Here is a 16,675-nt window from a genome sequence, read left to right on the forward strand (position 1 = left end):
CGAGTGACCCACTCGCGCCCGCTCGCGACGGTTTGGTGACGCAGCCGTCGTGGGCGTCGGTCGGTCCGGTACCCCGTGTACCGCAGTACGACCCGGCTTCGGGACAGAGCCGGTCGGTCTCAGCCGCTCCCCCGGGCGTGCGCGCCCGCGGCGACGGCACCGGGCGAGTACGCCCGCAGCCCGGCATCACCCGCCCTCCCTTCCGCACCCGGTGCGCGCTCCGGGGCGGGTCCCCTGTCGTCACCCCTTCCTCTCTGGAGTCCCGCGATGGCCACTCCCCTGTCCGGCACCTCTCCGTCCCCTCTGTCCCCGCTTGGCACCATCGCCGTCGTCGGCCTGGGCACCATGGGCACCGGCATCGCCGAGGTCCTTGCGAAGGCCGGCCGCCATGTCATCGGCATCGACGTCAGCGAGGCCGCCACCGCCGGCGCCCGCGCCGCCCTGGAGGCCGCCACCGCGCGCGCCGTGCTGCGCGGGCGGCTGACCGAGCCGGAGCGGGCCGACGCCCTCGCCCGGGTCCGCACCTTCACCGACCTGCGGGCCGCGGCCGACGCGGACCTCGTCATCGAGGTGGTCCCGGAGTCGTACGAGATCAAGCAGCAGGTCTTGCGCGAACTGGACGGCATCGTGCGGCCGCAGACGATCCTGGCGACGGGCACCAACGCGCTGTCGGTGACCCGGCTGGCCGCCGACTCGGCCCGCCCGGAGCGCGTGCTCGGCCTGCACTTCTTCAATCCGGCGCCCGCGATGCGGCTCGTCGAGGTCGTCTCGTCCGTGCTGACGGCGCCGCAGGCCGTCGCCGCGGTCACGGACCTCGCGGTCGAACTGGGCAAGGAGCCGGTCGCGGTCGGCGACCGTCCGGGGTTCGTCGCGGACGGCCTGCTGTTCGGCTACCTCAACCAGGCGGCCGCGATGTACGAGGCGAAGTACGCCTCGCGCGAGGACATCGACGCCGCGATGCGGCTCGGCTGCGGCCTGCCGATGGGCCCGCTCGCCCTGCTCGACCTCATCGGCGTCGACACCGCGCGCACCGTCCTGGAAGCCATGTACGCCGCCTCCCGGGACCGGCTGCACGCCCCCGCGCCGATCCTGAAGCAGCTCAGCGAGGCGGGGCTGACCGGCCGCAAGTCGGGCCGCGGCTTCTACACGTACGAGGCCCCGGGCAGTGCCACGGTGGTGCGGGACGCGCTGACCCCGCTGGAGGGCGCCTTCCTCACCCCGGGCCGCCCGGTCCGCTCGGTCGGCGTCGCCGGTTCGGGGACCATGGCCTCGGGCATCGCCGAGGTGTTCGCCAAGGCCGGGTACGACGTGGTCCTCGCCGCCCGCGGCGAGGAGAAGGCACAGGCCGCCAGAGCCCGGATCGGCGCCTCGCTCTCCCGTTCCGTCGACAAGGGACGGCTGACGGCCGAGGCCGCGGCCCGGACCCTGGACCGGATCACCCCGGCCGGCTCCTGCGACGCCTTCGCCGACGTCGACCTGGCGATCGAGGCGGTCGCCGAGGACCTGGAGGTCAAGCGGCAGCTGTTCGCGACGCTGGACAAGGTCTGCAGGCCGGGTGCGGTCCTCGCCACCACGACCTCGTCACTGCCCGTGATCGCCTGCGCCCGCGCCACCTCGCGCCCGCAGGACGTGATCGGGATGCACTTCTTCAACCCGGCGCCGGCCATGAAGCTGGTCGAGGTGGTGCGCACCGTGCTCACGGCGGACGACGTCCACGCGACGGCCCGCGAGGTCTGCGCCACCGTCAGGAAGCACCCGGTGGACTGCGGCGACCGGGCCGGCTTCATCGTCAACGCCCTGCTGTTCCCGTACCTCAACAACGCGATCAAGATGGTGCAGGAGCACTACGCGTCCCTGGACGACATCGACGCGGCGATGAGGCTGGGCGGCGGCTATCCGATGGGGCCCTTCGAGCTGCTGGACGTGGTCGGGCTCGATGTCTCCCTGGCGATCGAGAAGGTGCTGCACCGCGAGTTCCGCGACCCGGGGCTGGCCCCGGCCCCGCTGCTGGAGCATCTGGTGGCCGCGGGCTGCCTCGGCCGCAAGACCGGCCGCGGCTTCCGCGAGTATGCCCGCCGCTGAGCATCCCGGCGACGGGTTCACCGGGCGCGGCGGCACCGCCGGGGCCGGCGCCTGGGGCGGACTGCTCGGCCCGGCCGTACCACCCCCGCCCGCCGGGGGCCGGGGAAAACCCGGTCATGCGCGCCAAGCTGCGCACATGCAGTACGTTCGGGGCATGTCCCAGCCCGCCAAGTCCGCACGTACACCAGCCACGCCCGACGCTCCGGAGCGTGCCGCCGGCTCCCGTGCCGCCGCCCAGCGGCTCAAGATGCGCCGGGAACTGGCGGCCGCAGCGATGGAGTTGTTCGCGACCAAGGGGTACGAGGCGACCACCGTCGACGAGATCGCGGCCGCGGCCGGGGTCGCCCGCCGTACCTTCTTCCGGCACTTCCGCTCCAAGGAAGAGGCGATCTTCCCCGATCACGACGACACGCTGGTCCGGGCGGAGGCCGTGCTCAACGCGGCCCCCGCGCACGAGCATCCGCTCGACACCGTGTGCCGCGGCATCAAGGAGGTCATGCGGATGTACGCGGCGCAGCCGGAGATCTCGGTCGCCCGCTACCGGCTCACCCGCGAGGTGCCCACCCTGCGCGAGGCGGAGATCGCGTCGGTGGCCCGCTACGAGCGCCTGTTCACCCGCTATCTCCTCGGCCACTTCGACGAGCATGCGCACGACGACGACGCCAACGACGACCCGCTGCTGGCGGAGGTCGCCGCGTCCGCTGTGGTCACCGCCCACAACCATGTGCTCAGGCGCTGGCTGCGGGCCGAGGGCCAGGGCGATGTCGAGGCCCAGCTGGACCACGCCTTCGCGATCGTCCGGAAGACGTTCGGCACCGGGATCGGGGCCGGCCGCGGCACGGCGTCCCGGCCCGCCTCCGCCATCGCTCCCGCGGCCCTGTCCGCACCGGGGGAGGTCCTGGTGACGGTGGCCCGCACCGATGCCCCGCTGGACGAGGTCATGCGCACCATCGAGCAGGCGCTCAAGGACCGCTGACCCACGGCGTCCCCCAGCAGAACGGCCACCCGCAGGGTGGCCGTTCTGCCATGTGCGGCCGCCATATGTGGCTGCCCCACATGCCCCAGGTCGGCTGCCCCACATGACCCAGGTCGAGCGGGCTTCACGACCGGTTCGATCGATCATCGCTCATCTGTTAGGTAAAGATTTCATTTGAGAGCATGTTCTGGCACTCAGTGCCTTGTCGTCTGACACGCGGTGTCATACGGTGAAGATGTCCGGGCGGCCGGAGTGCGACGACCGTACGCACGCCGGCTGTCCCCGCAGAGCCCCCGGCTCGCGCGCCCGGACGCCTGCGTCACAGGCAACCTCCCGCGCCACAAAGCGCTGCCGAAGCACCACCCCGCCGGACCGACGGCACCTCTTCACCCCATCCGCAGCAGCACACCGACGCATCCCTCAGCGCCCCGCCCTCAGGGCGTTCACCGCAGGAGGCAACACCGTGACCGTGAAGGACATCCTGGCCGCGATCCAGTCGTCGGACGCCACGCCGGCCGACTTCGCCGCCCTGCCGCTGCCCGAGTCGTACCGCGCGATCACCGTGCACAAGGACGAGACGGACATGTTCGACGGGCTCGCCACCCGCGACAAGGACCCACGCAAGTCCCTCCACCTGGACGAGGTCCCCACCCCCGACCTGGGACCCGGCGAAGCCCTGGTGGCCGTCATGGCCTCCTCCGTCAACTACAACTCCGTATGGACCTCGATCTTCGAACCCCTGCCCACCTTCGCCTTCCTGGAACGCTACGGCCGCCTCTCCCCCCTCAGCGCCCGCCACGACCTCCCCTACCACATCATCGGCTCCGACCTCGCCGGCGTCGTCCTGCGCACCGGCCCCGGCGTCAACGCCTGGAAACCCGGCGACGAAGTCGTCGCCCACTGCCTCTCCGTCGAACTCGAATCCTCCGACGGCCACAACGACACCATGCTCGACCCCGAACAACGCATCTGGGGCTTCGAGACCAACTTCGGCGGCCTCGCCGAGATCGCCCTGGTCAAATCCAACCAGCTCATGCCCAAACCACGACACCTCAGCTGGGAGGAAGCCGCAGCCCCCGGCCTGGTCAACTCCACCGCCTACCGCCAACTCGTCTCCCGCAACGGCGCCGCCATGAAACAAGGCGACAACGTCCTCATCTGGGGCGCCAGCGGCGGACTCGGCTCCTACGCCACCCAGTTCGCCCTCGCCGGCGGCGCCACCCCCGTCTGCGTCGTCTCCTCCCCCCACAAAGCCGCCATCTGCCGCGCCATGGGCGCCGAAGCCATCATCGACCGCACCGCCGAGAACTACCGCTTCTGGAAGGACGAACACACCCAGAACCCCCGCGAATGGAAACGCCTCGGCACCCGCATCCGCGAACTCACCGGCGGCGAAGACGTCGACATCGTCTTCGAACACCCCGGCCGCGACACCTTCGGCGCCTCCGTCTACGTCACCCGCAAAGGCGGCACCGTCGTCACCTGCGCCTCCACCTCCGGCTACACCCACGAATACGACAACCGCTACCTGTGGATGTCCCTGAAACGCATCATCGGCTCACACTTCGCCAACTACCGCGAAGCATGGGAAGCCAACCGGCTCGTCGCCAAAGCCAAGATCCACCCCACCCTCTCCCGCGTCTACTCCCTCCAGGACACCGGACAGGCCGCCCACGACGTGCACCGCAACATCCACCAGGGCAAGGTCGGCGTCCTCTGCCTCGCCCCCGAAGAGGGCCTGGGCATACGCGACCAGGAACTACGCGCCCAACACATCCACGCCATCAACCGCTTCCGCAACGTGTGAGGGGCGCATATGAGCGAGCGTCAGCCGCAGACACCGAAGGAACGGGACCGGCCGTGGCTCATGCGGACCTATGCCGGCCACTCCACGGCCGAGGCGTCCAACGAGCTGTACCGGCGCAACCTCGCCAAGGGGCAGACCGGTCTGTCCGTCGCGTTCGACCTGCCGACGCAGACCGGCTACGACCCCGACCACGTCCTCGCCCGCGGTGAGGTCGGCCGGGTCGGCGTGCCGGTGGCGCACCTCGGCGACATGCGCCGCCTCTTTGAGGACATCCCCCTGGAGCGGATGAACACCTCGATGACGATCAACGCCACCGCCATGTGGCTGCTGGCGCTCTACCAGGTCGTCGCCGAGGAGCAGGGCGCGGACATCAGCAGCCTCCAGGGCACGACCCAGAACGACATCGTCAAGGAGTATCTGTCCCGCGGGACGCATGTCTTCCCGCCGGGGCCCTCGCTCCGGCTGACGACGGACATGATCGCGTACACGGTCGCGCACATCCCGAAGTGGAACCCGATCAACATCTGCAGCTACCACCTTCAGGAGGCCGGGGCCACGCCGGTGCAGGAGATCGCGTACGCCATGTGCACCGCGATCGCCGTGCTCGACGCCGTGCGCGCCCGTGGGCAGGTGCCCGAGGAGCGCATGGGCGACGTGGTGGCCCGTATCTCCTTCTTCGTGAACGCGGGCGTCCGCTTCATCGAGGAGATGTGCAAGATGCGGGCCTTCGGCCGGATCTGGGACCGCATCACCCGTGAGCGGTACGGCATCCAGGACCCCAAGCAGCGGCGCTTCCGCTACGGCGTCCAGGTCAACTCCCTGGGCCTGACCGAGGCGCAGCCCGAGAACAACGTCCAGCGGATCGTGCTCGAAATGCTGGCGGTGACCCTGTCCAAGGACGCACGCGCGCGTGCCGTGCAGCTGCCGGCCTGGAACGAGGCGCTGGGCCTGCCCCGGCCCTGGGACCAGCAGTGGTCGCTGCGCATCCAGCAGGTCCTCGCGCACGAGAGCGACCTGCTGGAGTACGACGACATCTTCGAGGGCTCGCACGTCGTCGAGGCCGAGGTCGCCCGGCTCGTCGAGGAGTCCCTCGCGGAGATCGAGCACATTCAGGAGATGGGCGGCGCGCTGGCCGCCGTCGAGTCCGGCTATCTCAAGTCGCGGCTCGTGGCGTCCCACGCCGAGCGCCGGGCCCGTATCGAGTCCGGCGAGGAGAAGATCGTCGGCGTCAACGTCTTCGAGACCACCGAGCCGAGCCCGCTCACGGCCGACCTGGACACCGCGGTCCAGACGGTCGACCCGGCGATCGAGGCCCGGGTGGTCGACGCCCTGCGGCGCTGGCGCGACACCCGGTACCAGCCGCCGTTCAACCACCCGCGCCCGTGCAAGGCGCTGGAGCGGCTGAAGGCGGCGGCCAAGGGCACCGACAACCTCATGGAGGCCACCTTGGAGTGCGCCCGCGCGGGCGTGACGACCGGCGAGTGGGCCGGGGCCCTGCGCGAGGTGTTCGGCGAGTACCGGGCGCCCACCGGGGTCGCGGCCGCACCGGTGGCGGTGGCCGCCGAGGAGGGCTCGGCGCTGGCCGGCGTCCGCGCCAGGGTGGCCGCCACCGCCCGCGACCTGGGCACCGGCAAGCTGCGCTTCCTCGTCGGCAAGCCCGGCCTTGACGGGCATTCCAACGGCGCCGAGCAGATCGCCGTGCGCGCGAGGGACGCCGGGTTCGAGGTGGTCTACCAGGGCATCCGGCTCACCCCCGGGCAGATCGTGGACGCGGCGCTCGCCGAGGACGTGCACGCGGTCGGCCTGTCCGTCCTGTCCGGCTCGCACGCCCGGCTGGTGCCGGACGTGCTGGAGCGGCTGCGCGAGGCCGGTGCCGCCGACATCCCGGTGATCGTCGGCGGGATCATCCCGAACGGTGACGCCGAACGGCTCAGGGCCGCTGGAGTGGCCGCGGTCTTCACCCCGAAGGACTTCGACATCACCGGGATCATCGGCCGTATCGTCGACGAGATCCGCAAAGCGAACAAGCTCGAACCCCTGGAGGTCCCCGCATGACAGTCAACCGTCTTCGTCCGCGGCGCTCCTGCCTGGCCGTGCCGGGAAGCAACCCCCGCTTCCTGGAGAAGGCCCAGGGTCTCCCGGCCGACCAGGTCTTCCTGGACCTGGAGGACGCGTGCGCGCCGCTGGCCAAGCCCGAGGCGCGGCACACCATCGTCAAGTACCTCAACGAGGGCGACTGGACGGGCAAGACGCGGGTGGTGCGGGTCAACGACTGGACGACCGAGTGGACGTACCGGGACGTCGTCACGGTGGTCGAGGGCGCGGGGCCGAACCTGGACTGCATCATGCTGCCCAAGGTGCAGAACGCCGAGCAGGTGGTGGCGCTCGACCTGCTGCTCACCCAGATCGAGAAGGCGATGGGCTTCGAGGTGGGCCGGATCGGCATCGAGGCGCAGATCGAGAACGCGCAGGGGCTCAACCACGTCAACGAGATCGCCGCGGCCAGCGCGCGCACCGAGACCATCATCTTCGGTCCGGCCGACTTCATGGCGTCGATCAACATGAAGTCCCTGGTCGTCGGCGAGCAGCCGCCCGGCTATCCGGCGGACGCCTACCACTACATCCTGATGAGGATCCTGATGGCGGCCCGGGCCCACGACCTCCAGGCGATCGACGGCCCCTATCTGCAGATCCGCAACGTGGACGGCTTCCGCGAGGTGGCCGGCCGCGCCGCCGCCCTCGGCTTCGACGGCAAGTGGGTGCTGCACCCCGGCCAGGTCGACGCCGCCAACGAGGTCTTCTCGCCCTCCCAGGAGGACTACGACCACGCCGAGCTGATCCTGGACGCGTACGACTACTACACGTCCGAGGCGGGCGGCAAGAAGGGCTCCGCGATGCTCGGCGACGAGATGATCGACGAGGCCAGCCGGAAGATGGCGCTGGTCGTCGCCGGCAAGGGCCGGGCCGCGGGGCTGCGGCGCACCAGCACCTTCGAGATCCCGGGGGCCTGACGGCGATGCAGTTCGGACGGACCTACGAGGAGTTCGAGGTCGGCGCGGTCTACAAGCACTGGCCGGGCAAGACGGTCACCGAGTACGACGACCACCTCTTCTGTCTGCTCACGATGAACCACCACCCGCTCCACATGGACGCCAACTACGCGGAGAAGACGACGGACTTCGGCAAGAACGTCGTCGTGGGCAACTACATCTACTCCCTGCTGCTCGGCATGTCCGTGCCGGACGTGTCCGGCAAGGCGATCGCCAACCTGGAGATCGAGTCGCTGCGGCATGTGGCGCCGACCTTCCACGGCGACACGGTCTACGGCGAGACGACCGTGCTCGACAAGCGGCTGTCCAGGTCGAGGGACGACCGGGGCATCGTGCACGTCGAGACCAGGGGCTACAAGCAGGACGGCACCCTCGTGTGCGTCTTCCGGCGCAAGGTGATGGTGCCCACCGGGACGTATCTCAAGGAGCGCGGCGGAGAGCAGCCGGGCCGCCCCGAGCCGGACGCTGCCGCGCAGAAGACGGAGAAGTGATGACGCGCCTCGCCCAGACCGCCGGTCTGACGGACATCCAGCAGGAGATCGTCTCCACGGTCCGTGACTTCGTGGACAAGGAGATCCTTCCGGTCGCCACGGAGCTTGAGCACCGTGACGAGTACCCGCAGCAGATCGTGGACGGCCTCAAGGAGCTGGGCCTGTTCGGTCTGATGATCCCCGAGGAGTACGGGGGCCTCGGCGAGTCGCTGCTGACGTACGCCCTGTGCGTGGAGGAGATCGCCCGCGGCTGGATGTCGGTGTCCGGCATCATCAACACGCACTTCATCGTGGCGTACCTGCTCAAGCAGCACGGCACACAGGAGCAGCGGGAGCACTTCCTGCCGAGGATGGCGGCCGGCGACGTCCGGGGTGCCTTCTCGATGTCGGAGCCGGGCCTCGGCTCCGATGTGTCGGCGATCACGTCCAAGGCGGTCAGGGACGGCGACGAGTACGTCCTGACCGGCCAGAAGATGTGGCTGACCAACGGCGGCACGTCGTCCCTGGTGGCCGTCCTGGTGCGCAGTGACAGCAGCGACAACGGCGACAAGAGTGACAGCAGCGACACCGGTGACGAAGGACACTCCCCGTCGCAGGACGCCGCTTCGCGGACGGCCGCCGCCCCGCACAGGTCGATGACGACGTTCCTCGTGGAGAAGGAGCCCGGCTTCGGCGAGGTCCGCCCCGGCCTGACCATCCCCGGCAAGATCGACAAGATGGGATACAAGGGCGTCGACACCACCGAAATGATCATGGACGGGCTGCGGCTTCCGGCCGATCGGGTGCTGGGCGGTGTCACCGGCCGAGGTTTTTACCAAATGATGGACGGGGTGGAGGTGGGCCGCGTCAACGTGGCCGCGCGGGGCTCCGGCGTCGCCCAGCGCGCCTTCGAACTCGCCATCGCCTACGCCCAGCAGCGGCACACCTTCGGCAAGCCGATCGCGCAGCACCAGGCCATCCAGTTCAAGCTGGCGGAGATGGCCACGAAGGTCGAGGCCGCGCATGCCATGATGGTCAACGCGGCCCGCAAAAAGGATTCGGGCGAACGAAACGACCTGGAGGCGGGGATGGCCAAGTACCTCGCGTCCGAGTACTGCAAGGAGGTCGTGGAGGACGCCTTCCGCATCCACGGCGGCTACGGCTTCTCCAAGGAGTACGAGATCGAACGGCTCTACCGGGAGGCCCCGATGCTGCTGATCGGTGAGGGCACCGCCGAAATCCAGAAAATGATCATCGGCCGCAGGCTGCTCGAAGCGTATCGATTCCAGGGTTGATTGTCCGAGTACGGGGTGTTTTCTTCGAGAAGAAGGTCACACCCCGTCAGCGGTCTTCGGCCGCCGACTCGGCTTCCTGGCTTGCCCAGTTGTGGCCCGCGACCGGTACGATCCCGGAAAGCCGCCGTCCCCCGATCGAAGCGCGGCATCATCCGCTACGAAGGTCATCCATGCCCCACAGCCAAACCTCTGCACCCCGAGACAGCCTGGTCGGCGTACGCCTCGCGCGCGGAGCATCGCCGTGGCTTCTCCCGACCGTCGCCACCGCAGCCCTCAGCCTGGCCCGCGCCCGCCGCTCCGGCGCCGCCAGGGCCGTGGCCGTGCCCGCCACCGCGCTCGCGGCGGGCATGCTGTGGTTCTTCCGCGACCCCGAACGTGAGATCGCCACGGGCCGGGTCGTCTCGCCCGCCGACGGTGTGGTGCAGAGCATCATGCCGTGGAAGGACGGACGCACCCGTGTCGCGATCTTCATGAGCCCGCTCAACGTCCATGTGAACCGCGCGCCGCTCTCCGGCACGGTCACCTCGGTCGAGCACGTCCCCGGAGGCTTCGTTCCCGCGTTCAACAAGGAGAGCGAGAACAACGAGCGCGTAGTCTGGCATTTCGACACCGAACTCGGCGACATCGAAATGATCCAGATCGCCGGCGCGGTGGCCCGCCGCATCGTGCCCTACGTCCCGCAGGGTACGAAGCTGGAGCAGGGCGACCGGATCGGTCTGATCCGCTTCGGCTCGCGTGTCGACCTCTATCTGCCCGAGGGCGTGGAGGTCGCGGTCGAGGTCGGCCAGAAGACCGTGGCTGGGGTGACTCGCATTGACCGTGATTGATCCAGAGACACAGACGGGCTGGGTGCCCGAGGCCGACGAGGCCGACGAAGAGGAGGAGATGCCCCTCTCGCTGCGCCTCTCGATAGCGGACACCCTCACCCTCGGCAACGCCACGTGCGGCTTCATGGCGGTGTACTTCACCACCACCGGCATCCTGATCCCGCACCTCACCGGCAGCCAGGAGACCGGCATGGCCCGCCACAGCGCGGCCACGGCGGTCATCCTGATGCTGTGCGCCGCCGTCTTCGACCTGTTCGACGGCCTGGTGGCACGCAAGCTCCGCAGCTCCCCGATGGGCGCGGAGCTGGACAACCTCTCCGACCTGATCAGCTTCGGCCTGGCACCCGCCTACTTCGTCCTCGTGTACGGCATGGTCGCGGACGACGCGCACCAGCGGATGGCGGCGCTAGGCGCGATCGTCGTGCTGCTCGCCGTGGTGCTGCGGCTGGCCCGCTTCTCCTGTGTGACGCCGCCGAACGGACTGTTCCAAGGCATGCCGAGCCCGTTCGGCGCGCTGACGGTCGTCTCCATCGTGCTGCTTGAGCTGCCCTTCGTGGCGACGCTCCTCGCCATCCTGGGCACGGCCTGGCTGATGGTGAGCCGGGTCGAGTACCCGAAGCCGCGGGGCCGTCTCGCGGTGGCGATGCTGTCCTGGATCGTGCTGTCGATGGGCCTGCTGGCCGCCTGGGCGTTCGACGCCCCCAGCGGCCAGCTGCTGCTGCAGACCGGCTGCGCGCTCCAGCTCGTCATGGGCGCGGTGATCCCGCTGTTCGCCACGGCCCGCCGGGTGAACAACTTCCGGGACAACCGGCGCGAGGCACGGGCGGCCCAGCTGCCGTAGCCGTAGCGGACGAGGAGGGGCCCCGAACCGACCGGTTCGGGGCCCCTTTGCCATGGATGCCGCGATGTCGTGACGTCGTGACGCCCGGGGTGCTGACGTCGTGACGCCGCGGTGTCGTGACGCCGTGATGCCGCGATGTTTCGAGGTGCCGGTGTCTCAGAGCAGGAAGTCGTGCGCGATGCGGGTGGCGAGGTGTTCCAGGAGCGGGCCCGCGTCCGCCATGCACCGGGACACGTCCGGCTCGACCTCCGTCAACGCGTACGCCCGCCGGATCCCTGCCAGACCCAGCGCCCGCGGCGACAACGCCAGCCGGCCGCACACCGCGACCACCTCCTTGCCCGCCGCGTGGGCCGCCGCGGCGACCCCGGCCGGTGCCTTGCCGTGCAGGGTCTGCTCGTCCAGGGAACCCTCGCCGGTGATCACCAGCGTGGCCCGGTCCAGCGCGGGTGCGAAACCCAGCACGTCCAGCATGACCTCGATACCGGGACGGAACCGCGCCCCCAGGAGCAGCGCCCCGTACCCGATGCCGCCCGCGGCGCCCGCCCCCGGTGCCGCCGCGCGCCCGGCCGCCCGCGGTCCGACCGCGGCCTCCAGCACCTTCGCGTAGTGCGCCAGCGCGGCGTCCAGCGCGGCCACGTCGTCCGGCGACGCCCCTTTTTGCGGCCCGTACACGGCGGGGGCGCCCTTCGGGCCGGTCAGCGGATTGTCCACGTCACTGGCGAGCACCAGCTCGACCTCGGCGAGCCTCGGGTCGAGGCCGGACAGCTCGGCCCGCGCCAGCTCGGCCAGCCCGCCGCCGCCCGGCGCCACCGGTTCGCCGTCCCCGTCCAGGAACCGCGCGCCCAGCGCGGACAGCATCCCGGCCCCGCCGTCGGTCGTCGCGCTGCCGCCCACGCCGAACACGATCGTCCGCGCGCCCGCGTCCAGCGCGGCCCGCAGCAGCTCACCCGAGCCGTACGTGGATGCCGTGAGCGGCGCGAACACGCCGGCCGGCAGCCGTTGCAGGCCGCTGGCCTCCGCCATCTCCACGACCGCGGTGTCGCCGCGCAGCGCGAACGCCGCCGTCACCGGCTCACCGAGCGGCCCGGCGACCCGTGCCTGCCGCCGCTGGAAACCGGCCGCGACCGCCGCGGCCACCGTCCCGTCGCCGCCGTCGGCCACGGGCAGCGCCTCCACCTCAAGATCCGGCACGACCCGGCGCAGCCCGGCCGTCACCCGCTCGGCGACCTGTGCGGCCGTCAGCGAGCCCTTGAACTTGTCCGCGGCGACGAGCACCCGCCGGGTCCCGTGCACTGCAGCGTCCGCCACTTTCCACCCCTTGCTCTCCGGGCCCCGCGCACGTCGGGACCGGTCGCGCCGCTGCGACCTTAACGGGCGGACGGCCGGGCCGTCATGCCCCCTGCCGTGCCCCGAACGCCGCGTGGCGGCAGGCCGGAATCGGGTAGACCGATGCCATGACCCCTGTGCGCAGCGAACCCCGACTCGCCGACCGTGTCCTCGGTGGCTGGCTGGGCCGGATCGCGGGCAACATGCTCGGCAAGCCGGTCGAGCGCGGCGATCTGTGGACGCGCGACCGCATCGACGGCTATCTGCGGCGGGCGGACGCCCTGCCGCTCACCGACTACCTCCCCGAGCCCGCCGACGAGCGCGACCGCGCCGCGCTGCGCCCGGAGTGGCCGAGCTGTGTGCGCGGCCGGGTGCACGGCAGCTGCCGCGACGACGACGTCGACTACGCGATCCTCGGCCTGCACCTGCTGGAGACCCACGGCTTCGGCTTCAGCACCGAGCAGGTCGGCGAGGTGTGGCTGCTCAGGCTGCCGTATCTGCAGACGTTCACCGCGGAACGGGCGGCCTACCGCAATCTCACGGACGGGCTGAAGCCGCCGCTGACGGCGACGTACGACAACCCGTACCAGGAGTGGATCGGCGCGCTGATCCGCGCCGACATCCACGGCTGGACCCATCCGGGCGCCCCGCGCCGGGCCGCCGCGCTGGCCCGCCGGGACGCCGTGCTGTCGCACACCGGCAACGGGGTGCAAGACCGATGTGGGATACCGGTGTTGTAGTGCGCGGCGTACTCGATGAGGACGTCGCGGGCGTGCTGCTCGTTGTGGATGAACATCCGGGGGATTCTCTCTGCCTTGGTCCTCATACCTGTCGGTGCTCAGTTTTGCCGAGCGCCGACCACGACGTTGCTGCTGGACCTGGACGGCCTGGCCGTTCAAAAGGTCGAGCGGCTCGCGGACGGCACCCGGCGGGTGCACCTGACCACCGCGGACGAGGCCGCGCGGGCCTGCCCCTCCTGCGGGGTGTTCGCCGTACGCGTCAAGGGCTTCGTGCAGACCCGCCCGCGAGATCTGCCCTTCGGCGAGCGGGGGCTGGAACTGGTGTGGCGCAATCGCCGCTGGTACTGCACCGAGCCGGCCTGCCCGCGCCGGAGCTTCACCGAGCAGGTGAGCCAGGTCCCGGCCGGGGCGAGGATCACCGAGCGGCTGCGGAGTGCGGCCGGGCGGCGGGTGCGCGATGCCGGTTCCACGGTCGTCCAGGCGGCCCGGGACCTGGGCCTGTCCTGGCCCACGGTGATGGACGCCTTCCGCACGGCCGGGCAGGAGGTGACGGCTGCGGCCCTCAAACCGGTCGAGGTCCTCGGGATCGACGAGACCCGCCGGGGACGCATGCAATGGTGCCAGAATGCGGACACCGGCAGGTGGGAACCGGCCGCCGACCGCTGGCACACCGGCTTCGTGGACGCTTTCGGTGTCCAGGGCCTGCTCGGGCAGGTCGAGGGACGCGCTCCTTCGGACGTGCTGGCCTGGCTGGCCACCACCCCGCTGGAATGGCGCCGGCAGATCCGCTGCGTCGCGATCGACATGTCCCCCGGCTACCGCGCCGCGATCCGCACCGGGCTGCCGCACGCCACGGTCGTGGTCGACCATTTCCACGTGGTCCAGCTCGCCAACAAGATGCTCAACACCGTCCGCAGACGGACCACCGCCACCCTGCGCGGTCGGCGCGGCCGGGCCTGCGACCCGGAGTGGAAAGCACGGCGCCGACTGCTGCGTAACCGGGAAGACCTCACCGACGCCCAGTTCAGCACGATGTGGAACGCGCTCATCGACGCCGGGAGCATCGGCATGACCCTGCTGACCGCCTGGATCGCCAAGGAACGGCTACGGGACCTGCTCGCCTGCGCCCGCACCGGCGCCGACCACCACCGCATCGGCCACCTGCGGTGGAAGTTCCTGACCTGGTGCGCCGACTCCGAGATCCCCGAAACCCGCCAGCTGGCCACCACGGTGGACCGCTGGTGGCCCGAGATCGCCGCGTTCATCGCCACCGGCCACAGCAACGCCAAGAGTGAAGGCATCAACCGCGTGATCAAACTCGTCACCCGCGCCGCCCACGGCTTCCGCAATCCCGCCAACCAGCGCCTACGCACACGCTGCGTGACTACCCGCCGAGCCCGCGGACACCTCCACCCCGCCTAAATTCGAAGACCCGCCATGGGCGACGGAGGTCCTCGGCAAGGGGCCGGGCAAGGCGGAGCTGGGTGTGGGCGGTGATGATCAGCCAGGTCCACAGGTCGGCCGTGTCGGGGTTCCTGACCTTCGGGGCGGTCCAGCCCAGGGTCTGTTTCATCAGCCGGAAGGTGTGCTCCAGGTCGAAGCGGCGGAGGAAGGCCTGCCACCAGCGGTCCAGGTCCGCCGGTGTGGCGGCGGTGGCCGAGCACCACAGCCAGACCGGTTTCGGGTCGCGGTCACCGGGCAGCCGCTCGACCTTCAGGAGGATCAACGTGCCGTGCAGGACGGGGAGTTCTTCCTTGGTGTGGTTCAGCCAGGGGCCGCGGTGGGTGAGCCGGGGATGCATCCGGTCCCAGGCCGTTGCGGTGGCTGTGCCGTAGCGGGTGGTGTCCGTGGCGGTCGTGACGTCGGGCTCGTGCCAGCTGTCGGGCTTCTTGAACGTGAGGACGCCGCCGTGCCGGCGAGGACGCCCGCCCCGGCGGCCCGACCGGGCGGGGCCGGGGTCGCGGAGCATGACCCGGTCAGAGCGCAGGCGCCCGACCAGCACGACGGGCAGATCGGCGAGAGCGTGGGTCAGGTAGGCGACGTCGTAGCCGGAGTCCATCACGATCAGGATGTCCGGATCGCCCGGCTCCCAGTGGCCTGCATTCGTCAACCGCTCGACGACATCGCGGAGTTGGGAGTCAGTGACGGTCGTCGCGTCGTCGGCCGGGCCCAGACGGACCGCGTCCAGGAGAGCGACCCAGGAGGTGCGGCCGGACTCCAGGGCCGCGACGAAGGAGTAGGGCCAGCCGGGCACCAGCTGGTCCGAGCTGCGGTCACCGCGTCCATAGACATGACAGAACAGCCGGTCGCCGCTGGTGGGAGCGTCGGGTCGCAGCCAGTGCGACACGTCCACGGCGAGCACGATCCGCCCGTCGGCCGCCTTCGGCAGCGGCAGGCCCGCCAGCGCGCGACGCAACCGTGTCGGCTCCAGCCAGCCACGGTCCAGGTCCGCGTACAGCGCACCGTGCCCGCGCCGATGCTCGACCGCCAAGGAGAGCTCGACGAAGGTGCACTGAGACGAAAGCTTCGAGGTGGTTCCCACGTTCACTGTGATCCGCTCGTCGGGTGAGGCGGCCAGCTTTGCCCCTGCGGCATCGCCACGGTTACGCCGCAGTCCTTCACCGTGGCCTCCCGACCGGCAAGATCAATCCGATCCAGGAGTTCCTGCCCGTACGGGCAGTGTGCACCGCGATCCAGCCCAGATCCACCGGGTTTGAGCTGGTGGAGGTCTTGAGGGGCTTTACACCGCTGGTTCCTCGCGTCCACCTTCCCGTCTCGCTTGCCGGACCCGCACCGTCCGGTAGTTCCGGTGCGTCCCGTCGTTGTCGGGGCTGCTCTCCACCAGACTCGGCCGACTCGCCGGGCCCGACTGCCCCCTGCTTCTGTCGTCCCGCTGCGACGGGGCGACGGTGCGGGTCTCACACCCGCACGCGGATCACAGCGCCTCGTGGCGCAGGGTCTCGCACCTCCACTCGGTCACATGGCGCCTCGTGGCGCACCCAGCTGTTCTTGCGGGCCACCGGCGCGAGCAGCCCGCGCACGTAGTCCCGCATGCGGCGGCGAAGCTCGACTCGGCCGAAGCGGTGCCCGATGGTCAGGAAGAGATCGTCCAGTTCGAGGTTCCACTGCGCGGCGGCAGACTCGGTGATCACCCTCGGGCTCTTCGCAGATGAGGGTGTAGTGCCTGCCGGGCGGTGCCCACGCACTTGAAAGTGCCTTTTGTAAGCTCTCCCTTACTCACTCATGATGGTGTTACGCACT

11 protein-coding genes and 3 pseudogenes are annotated in these 16,675 nt (G+C 70.5%); 11 read left to right on the forward strand and 3 right to left on the reverse strand.

The window, feature by feature from the left end:
- Positions 1–267 precede the first annotated feature (267 nt).
- The 9 genes from AC27LF_RS14540 to pssA all read left to right on the forward strand — a co-directional run bounded on the left by AC27LF_RS14540 (position 268) and on the right by pssA (position 11,348).
- Positions 268–2,082 (forward strand): 3-hydroxyacyl-CoA dehydrogenase family protein, encoded by a 1,815-nt coding sequence (locus tag AC27LF_RS14540; protein ID WP_479659605.1) that lies wholly within the window; start codon positions 268–270, stop codon positions 2,080–2,082.
- A gap of 154 nt (positions 2,083–2,236) precedes the next feature.
- Entirely contained in the window at positions 2,237–3,058 is an 822-nt protein-coding gene (locus AC27LF_RS14545) for a TetR family transcriptional regulator (RefSeq protein ID WP_479659604.1), read from the forward strand.
- A gap of 469 nt (positions 3,059–3,527) precedes the next feature.
- Positions 3,528–4,865, forward strand: coding sequence for a crotonyl-CoA carboxylase/reductase (gene ccrA / locus AC27LF_RS14550; protein ID WP_479659653.1), 1,338 nt, complete (start codon positions 3,528–3,530; stop codon positions 4,863–4,865).
- Between the two features lie 9 nt (positions 4,866–4,874).
- Positions 4,875–6,920 carry a protein meaA gene (locus AC27LF_RS14555; RefSeq protein WP_479659603.1) on the forward strand — a complete coding sequence of 682 codons (2,046 nt, stop codon included), beginning with the start codon at positions 4,875–4,877 and terminating at the stop codon, positions 6,918–6,920.
- Positions 6,917–7,876 (forward strand): HpcH/HpaI aldolase/citrate lyase family protein, encoded by a 960-nt coding sequence (locus AC27LF_RS14560; RefSeq protein ID WP_479659602.1) that lies wholly within the window; start codon positions 6,917–6,919, stop codon positions 7,874–7,876. Before AC27LF_RS14555 ends, AC27LF_RS14560 begins: the two co-directional genes overlap by 4 nt.
- A 5-nt stretch (positions 7,877–7,881) precedes the next feature.
- Positions 7,882–8,406, forward strand: coding sequence for a MaoC family dehydratase (locus AC27LF_RS14565; protein WP_479659600.1), 525 nt, complete (start codon positions 7,882–7,884; stop codon positions 8,404–8,406).
- Positions 8,406–9,680, forward strand: coding sequence for an acyl-CoA dehydrogenase family protein (locus tag AC27LF_RS14570; RefSeq protein WP_479659599.1), 1,275 nt, complete (start codon positions 8,406–8,408; stop codon positions 9,678–9,680). The genes AC27LF_RS14565 and AC27LF_RS14570 overlap by 1 nt, the downstream gene beginning before the upstream one ends.
- 170 nt (positions 9,681–9,850) lie before the next feature.
- On the forward strand, positions 9,851–10,507 hold the full coding sequence (locus AC27LF_RS14575; protein WP_479659598.1) for a phosphatidylserine decarboxylase: 657 nt from the start codon (positions 9,851–9,853) through the stop codon (positions 10,505–10,507).
- Complete coding sequence (pssA, locus tag AC27LF_RS14580; RefSeq protein ID WP_388722556.1) at positions 10,494–11,348, forward strand: CDP-diacylglycerol--serine O-phosphatidyltransferase; 855 nt, start codon at positions 10,494–10,496, stop codon at positions 11,346–11,348. Before AC27LF_RS14575 ends, pssA begins: the two co-directional genes overlap by 14 nt.
- A 156-nt stretch (positions 11,349–11,504) precedes the next feature.
- Here pssA and AC27LF_RS14585 read toward each other — a convergent pair whose 3' ends face one another.
- Complete coding sequence (locus tag AC27LF_RS14585; protein ID WP_479659652.1) at positions 11,505–12,623, reverse strand: glycerate kinase; 1,119 nt, start codon at positions 12,621–12,623, stop codon at positions 11,505–11,507.
- A gap of 179 nt (positions 12,624–12,802) precedes the next feature.
- Between AC27LF_RS14585 and AC27LF_RS14590 the strand changes: the two are divergent.
- Positions 12,803–13,384: pseudogene (locus tag AC27LF_RS14590) on the forward strand (ADP-ribosylglycohydrolase family protein); the annotation flags it as partial.
- Positions 13,385–13,489: 105 nt separating this feature from the next.
- The gene (locus tag AC27LF_RS14595) at positions 13,490–14,836 is read left to right on the forward strand and encodes an ISL3 family transposase (protein WP_479659597.1); all 1,347 of its coding nucleotides are present in this window, start codon (positions 13,490–13,492) and stop codon (positions 14,834–14,836) included.
- A 13-nt stretch (positions 14,837–14,849) separates the two neighbouring features.
- Here the strand turns inward: AC27LF_RS14595 and AC27LF_RS14600 are convergent.
- A pseudogene (locus AC27LF_RS14600) lies at positions 14,850–15,917 on the reverse strand (NF041680 family putative transposase); the annotation flags it as partial.
- Positions 15,918–16,413: 496 nt separating this feature from the next.
- Positions 16,414–16,566: pseudogene (locus AC27LF_RS14605) on the reverse strand (IS701 family transposase); the annotation flags it as partial.
- Positions 16,567–16,675: the final 109 nt, after the last annotated feature.

It is taken from the genome of Streptomyces diversicolor, assembly GCF_057537855.1.

Bases quoted from the DNA above. Each gene is read 5' to 3' on its own strand.
- AC27LF_RS14575 (WP_479659598.1), top strand. From the start codon at position 9,851: ATGCCCCACAGCCAAACCTCTGCACCCCGAGACAGCCTGGTCGGCGTA.
- AC27LF_RS14545 (WP_479659604.1), top strand. From the start codon at position 2,237: ATGTCCCAGCCCGCCAAGTCCGCACGTACACCAGCCACGCCCGACGCT.
- AC27LF_RS14555 (WP_479659603.1), top strand. From the start codon at position 4,875: ATGAGCGAGCGTCAGCCGCAGACACCGAAGGAACGGGACCGGCCGTGG.
- AC27LF_RS14560 (WP_479659602.1), top strand. From the start codon at position 6,917: ATGACAGTCAACCGTCTTCGTCCGCGGCGCTCCTGCCTGGCCGTGCCG.
- AC27LF_RS14570 (WP_479659599.1), top strand. From the start codon at position 8,406: ATGACGCGCCTCGCCCAGACCGCCGGTCTGACGGACATCCAGCAGGAG.
- AC27LF_RS14565 (WP_479659600.1), top strand. From the start codon at position 7,882: ATGCAGTTCGGACGGACCTACGAGGAGTTCGAGGTCGGCGCGGTCTAC.
- AC27LF_RS14540 (WP_479659605.1), top strand. From the start codon at position 268: ATGGCCACTCCCCTGTCCGGCACCTCTCCGTCCCCTCTGTCCCCGCTT.